The sequence below is a fragment of the Allobosea sp. CER48 genome, assembly GCF_044752385.1.
Classification (GTDB): domain Bacteria; phylum Pseudomonadota; class Alphaproteobacteria; order Rhizobiales; family Beijerinckiaceae; genus Allobosea.
On the sequence record NZ_JBIWYK010000234.1, the window covers coordinates 1 to 4933 of the forward strand.

7 protein-coding genes are annotated in these 4933 nt (G+C 66.7%); 1 reads left to right on the plus strand and 6 read right to left on the minus strand.

Annotated elements, in window-relative coordinates; all coding sequences use genetic code 11:
- Window positions 1-159 precede the first annotated feature (159 nt).
- The 3 genes from ACIPIA_RS10240 to ACIPIA_RS10250 are packed head-to-tail and all read right to left on the minus strand — an operon-like array spanning window position 160 to window position 2124.
- On the minus strand, window positions 160-648 hold the full coding sequence (locus ACIPIA_RS10240; protein WP_400509142.1) for a hypothetical protein: 489 nt from the start codon (window positions 646-648) through the stop codon (window positions 160-162).
- Window positions 635-991 (minus strand): rod-binding protein, encoded by a 357-nt coding sequence (locus tag ACIPIA_RS10245; RefSeq protein WP_400509144.1) that lies wholly within the window; start codon window positions 989-991, stop codon window positions 635-637. The genes ACIPIA_RS10240 and ACIPIA_RS10245 overlap by 14 nt, the downstream gene beginning before the upstream one ends.
- Window positions 991-2124 carry a flagellar basal body P-ring protein FlgI gene (locus tag ACIPIA_RS10250; RefSeq protein ID WP_400509146.1) on the minus strand — a complete coding sequence of 378 codons (1134 nt, stop codon included), beginning with the start codon at window positions 2122-2124 and terminating at the stop codon, window positions 991-993. The genes ACIPIA_RS10245 and ACIPIA_RS10250 overlap by 1 nt, the downstream gene beginning before the upstream one ends.
- Before the next feature lie 322 nt (window positions 2125-2446).
- Between ACIPIA_RS10250 and ACIPIA_RS10255 the strand changes: the two genes are divergently transcribed.
- Complete coding sequence (locus ACIPIA_RS10255; RefSeq protein WP_400509148.1) at window positions 2447-2854, plus strand: flagellar assembly protein FliX; 408 nt, start codon at window positions 2447-2449, stop codon at window positions 2852-2854.
- 29 nt (window positions 2855-2883) lie between these two features.
- Here ACIPIA_RS10255 and ACIPIA_RS10260 read toward each other — a convergent pair whose 3' ends face one another.
- The 3 genes from ACIPIA_RS10260 to ACIPIA_RS10270 form a co-directional block, all read right to left on the minus strand.
- Entirely contained in the window at window positions 2884-3429 is a 546-nt protein-coding gene (locus tag ACIPIA_RS10260; RefSeq protein ID WP_248308036.1) for a 2,4'-dihydroxyacetophenone dioxygenase family protein, read from the minus strand.
- Window positions 3430-3518: 89 nt separating this feature from the next.
- Complete coding sequence (locus tag ACIPIA_RS10265) at window positions 3519-4256, minus strand: SDR family NAD(P)-dependent oxidoreductase (protein WP_400509150.1); 738 nt, start codon at window positions 4254-4256, stop codon at window positions 3519-3521.
- Window positions 4257-4334: 78 nt separating this feature from the next.
- Window positions 4335-4933, minus strand: a 599-nt coding sequence (locus ACIPIA_RS10270) for a hypothetical protein (RefSeq protein WP_400509152.1), incomplete at its 5' end; no start/stop codon positions are given.

Consider the following 4933-nt stretch of genomic DNA (forward strand, 5'->3'; position numbering starts at 1 on the left):
CGCGCCGCGTTCGCTAGCTGTCGGAAGCAGGGCACACCTGCCCGACAATGGCGAATATCGCACGGAAGATTGAATCGACCGTAAGGAAATTAGGTAAATATTGAGGTTTCCCGGCGCAGCCGCGCCGGGGGGCGGGATGATGCTCCGACAGGCGCGGGTTCAAAGCTGCCGGGAGATGACCAGCGGGCCCGAGTTCGGACGAGCGAAGGCACCGGCGCCGACAGATGCCGCCGGGCCGTAGCCATTGGCGCGCATCGGACGGTTGGCGTCGGCAGCGAGATCGCGGATGACCGATTCCGAAACCGCGCGGGCAGTGGCCAGAACGATCTGGTTGGTTTCGATCAGGCTCTGGAAGGCGAGGTGGGCATCCTTCAGCCGCTTCACATGCTCCGGCACGAAGCGGGCGAGCGCCACCGCGTTCAGCTTCACCTGTTCGACACCGCGCATGTAGATGCCGGCGAGCTCGGTCTTTCGTGGCTCTCTTGTCATCGCTTCGGGCAGCCTGCCGGCGCGAACAAGCTCGGTCTCCTCGCCGACGAGATGCGACAACGAGCCGAGAGCTTCCAGCACGGCCTCGATGAGCGCGCGGGCGCTGAGCGCGTCGGCGACGCGTGGCCGCTCGTCCAGGATCGAGTTAGCGGCCGACATTCTGTGCTCCGGACGCGGCCTGCTCCTGAAGGCTGAGCAGGTCGCGCATGATCTGGTTGGAGAGGCCCACGCCGCCGGCCTTCTGGATCTGCTGGGCGTATTGCTGACTGAGCTGCGAACGCCAGATGCCGCCGCCGGCGCCGTTCTCGCCGAGCGGGCCTTCGGTGCCTTCGCTCGCCGTCAGGCGCTCGGTCATCTGCTCGAGAAACATGGTCTCGAAATCGTCGGCCTGCTTCTTGGCCTTGGCCTTGGCCGGATCGAGCGCATCGGCAATGCCGTTGACGACCTTGCCGGCGATGCCGATGGCGAGATTCGCGGCGGGGAGAGCGAGGGTCGGGGACATCACATCACCTCGATTTCAGCCTGCAGGGCGCCTGCCGACTTGATGGCCTGGAGAATGGAGATCAGGTCGCGCGGGCCGATGCCCAGCGCGTTGAGCCCGTCGACGAGTTCGGCGAGGGTCACGCTTTCCTTGACCAGAGCGAGCTTGTTGCCGCTGCCGGTGTCGACCTTGACGCTGGTCTGGGGCGTCACGACGGTTCGGCCGCGGGCGAACTCGTTGGGCTGGCTGACCTGTGGCGTTTCGCTGATCGTGACCGTGAGATTGCCCTGCGCGACGGCGACCGTTGAAACGCGCACGTCCTTGCCCATGACGATGATGCCGGAGCGCTCGTCGATGACGATGCGGGCGAGCTGATCGGGCTCGACGCGCAGCTGCTCGATATCGGTGAGCAGCTTGATCATGTTGCCCTTGAAGCGGGGCGGGATCTGCAGGACGACGGTCGACGGATCGGTCGGCTCGGCGGAATCGCCGCCGATGAAGTCGTTGATCGCGGCGGCCATGCGGCGGGCCGTGGTCAGGTCCGGATTGCGCAACGACAGGCGCAGCGTCGAGAGCTTGTTCAGCGCGAAGTCGATCTCGCGCTCGACGACGCCGCCATTGGCGATACGGCCGACGGTGGGCACGCCACGCGTGATCTTGCTGGCGTCGCCTTCTGCCGAAAAGCCGGAGATCGCGACCGGACCCTGCGAGACGGCATAGACCTCGCCATCGGCGCCGAGCAGCGGAGTGACGAGAAGCGTGCCGCCCTGCAGCGACTTGGCATCGCCCATGGCCGAGACGGTAACGTCCACGCGCGTGCCCTGCGTCGAGAAAGGCGGCAGGTTGGCCGTCACCATCACCGCGGCGACGTTGGCGGTGCGCATGTTGGCGCCGCGGGTGTTGACGCCGAGGCGTTCCAGCATCGCCTGCAGCGACTGCTTGGTGAAGGGCGTGTTGTTGAGCGTGTCGCCGGTGCCGTTGAGGCCGACGACGATGCCGTAACCGAGCAGCTGGTTGGAGCGGACGCCCTCGACGGCGGCGAGATCCTTGATGCGCGAGAGCGCAAACACCGGCTGCGACGACAGGCCGATCGCCACGGCCAGCAGGGCGGCCAGCGGCTTCAGCAGAGTCGTCAGGGCGGAGTTGCGGAACATGCTGCGGCACCAGGGGACAGATGTTGGTCTCCCTTGGCCTAGCGATCTGCGTGCCAACCCGGTCGAAATGGAAAATCTATGTTTGTCAACATCTTGAGGTGAGCGCTACTCCTCTGGGCGCATCGCGCAGGCTGCGTTTCCTGCCGGGGGCGGCAGTTTCTGCCGAGTGGTTTACCAGCTGTTAACCATGGCGGGAGAGTTTGGGGGCATGCCGGATCGCCCAGCGCTTGAAGAGCGCATTGTAGCGATCCGATACGTCACCGCATTGGACCTCTGCGGGAAGTGGCTTCCACTTTCAGCGCCGATGCCAGCGAGGCCGCCGATGATCAGGATCGACCAGCGCGCGCCCGTCTCGAATGCCGGCGCGGCCGGCTCCGCGAGGCGCACGAGCGGCGCTTCATTTTCCCTTCCGGCGCAGGACTCGGCGACTGCCAGTCGCAGCAGCGGTGTCGGCGCGACGGGGCCGCTCGACACGTTGTTGGCCGTGCAGGCGCAGGAAGACCCGCAGGAGCGCAAGCGTCGGCAGGCCAAGCGCGGGCATGACCTGCTCGACGGCCTCGACGGGCTGAAGGCCGCGCTGCTCGCCGGCCGGGTTCTGCCGTCCGAGCTGGAGCGCCTGCGGATGACGCTGGCGCTGAGGCGCGAGACGACCGACGACCCGCGCCTCGACGAGGTGCTGGCCCATATCGAGCTGCGGGCGGCGGTCGAGCTCGCGAAGCTCGGACGCTGAAGCGCTGCTTTCCCTGCCGAAGCTCAGTTTCAGCGGATGAACTGATCGACGTATTCGGCTCCGAGGCCGTTCTGCGCATAATGCGCCCGGCATTTGTCGATGCGCGTGAAGACGTCGTCATAGCCCAGGCACTTGCCGTCCGGATCGACATAGATCATCGCGCCGTTCACCTGGAACATTGTGATCATCTCCTCGACGTCGGGATCGACCACCAGCGTATGCGTCTCGCCCGGCGCCTCGTAGACATAGGAGCCTTCGGTCGCGACCCAGTCGTGCTCGAGATAGCGCCACTTCCCCTTCAGCACATAGCCATGGACCGGTAGCGGGTGGCGATGGCGCGACAGCACGCCGGCACGGCGGACCTTGAGCAGGTTCATCCAGTAGCCGCGCGAGACGCAGAAGAGCAGGGGGCGGAACCAGACATTGTCGTCCACCGGCACCCAGACGCGCTCATCGGTCGGGATCACATTGGGGACGATCAGCTCCGGCGGGGATTCCTTCGGCTGAGGATGGCGATAGGGCGTCCAACGCTCCTCCTGCGTGGCCGCGACGGGCATCGGGCTCGTCGTGTTCATGGCGTCTCTCCCGCGCTGATGTTCTGATTCAAGTTTCGGTCAATCTGATTCAATTGTTGCAATCAAGTTGCTGGAAAGAAACGAGTTATCTAGATCGCCAGGTAGCCGCCGTCGACCGGGAGGATGGCGCCGGTGACGAACTGGGCGGCGTTCGAAAGCAGGAAGGCGATGGCGCCGCCGACATCGCCGGGCTTGCCCCAGCGGCCCATCGGGGTGCGTGCCAGAATCGGTGCCGAGCGCTCGGCATCCTCCACCAGCGGACGGGTCAGTTCGGTCTCGATCCAGCCTGGCGCGACGGCGTTTACGCGGATGCCGTCGTGCGCCCAGGCGGCGGCGAGCGACTTGGTGAGCTGGCCGATGCCGCCCTTGGAGGCGGCATAACCAGGAGCGAATGGCGAGCCGTGGAAGGTCAGCATCGAGGCGATGTTGACGATCGCGCCGCCAGCCTTGTCGGCGCTCTTGGCGGCGAGCTTGTCCCTGGCGGCGAGGCACATCCGCATCGAGCCGGTGAGGTTGACCTCGACGGTCAGGCGGAAGGCGTCGATCTCGAATTCCTTGCCGCCGCGCTGGATCATGCCGGCACAGTTCACCAGGGCGTCGATGCGGGGGCAGGCGGCGACGATGGCGGCGACCTGGTCGTCGCTGGTCACGTCGAGCCGGGCATGGCGGATGGCGGGATGGGCCGGCGCGGCCGCGACCTCGTCCTCGGTCAGGCCGGTAGCGAGGACGTCGTAGCCGGCCTGCGCCAGGGCGAGGGCGGCACCTGCGCCGATGCCGCGCGTGCCGCCGGTGACGAGAGCGAATTTGGTCGAAGTCGAGTGTGTCATGGGACGGAGGCTAGTGCGGCCAATGGCGAGGCGAAAGGCTGCCAGGTGCAGGCGGCCATGCGATAGCGGCCGGGCTGCTCAGTCCCAGCGGTATTTGAAGGAGAGCAGGGCCCGCCCGCGCGTCTCGTAGTCGCTGGCGACGAGCGGGAGCTTGCGCGCCAGCGTGACGTCGAAGGAGGTCTGCCAGGGCAGGTCGGCGAGCTTGGCGAGGTCGACCGAGAGCTTCATCTCCGGAGTCAGCGCCGAATGGAATCCGCCGTCAGTGGCGAAGACATAGTTGCCGCCCATGGCGAGCTGGGACGTCAGCGTGAAATAGGGAAGCAGCTCCTGCCGGTAGCCGACCAGCGCCTCGCCAGTCTGTTCGGGATTGCCGTAGAGCGAGCTGCCGCCACCCGTGCTCACCCCCCAGAGAAACCCCTGCGACGTGGGTAGCGGCCGGGCGAGCCGCCAGTTGACGCTGGCGTCGCGCGTCGCGCCGGCGCTTGCCGGGTCGGAGAGCGTCGTCGAGAGCGAGAAGGCGTCCTGGCCGAGCTTGAAGCCGACGGAACGATCCTGGACAGGCGTCGCGATGGTCTGGCGCGCGGCGAAGCCGTTGCGGATGATGTCGACCGGGATCGGGGCGCGGGCGCGCAGATGTGCGCCCGAATTCGCATCCGCCCGGCCGACCTTCGCCAGCG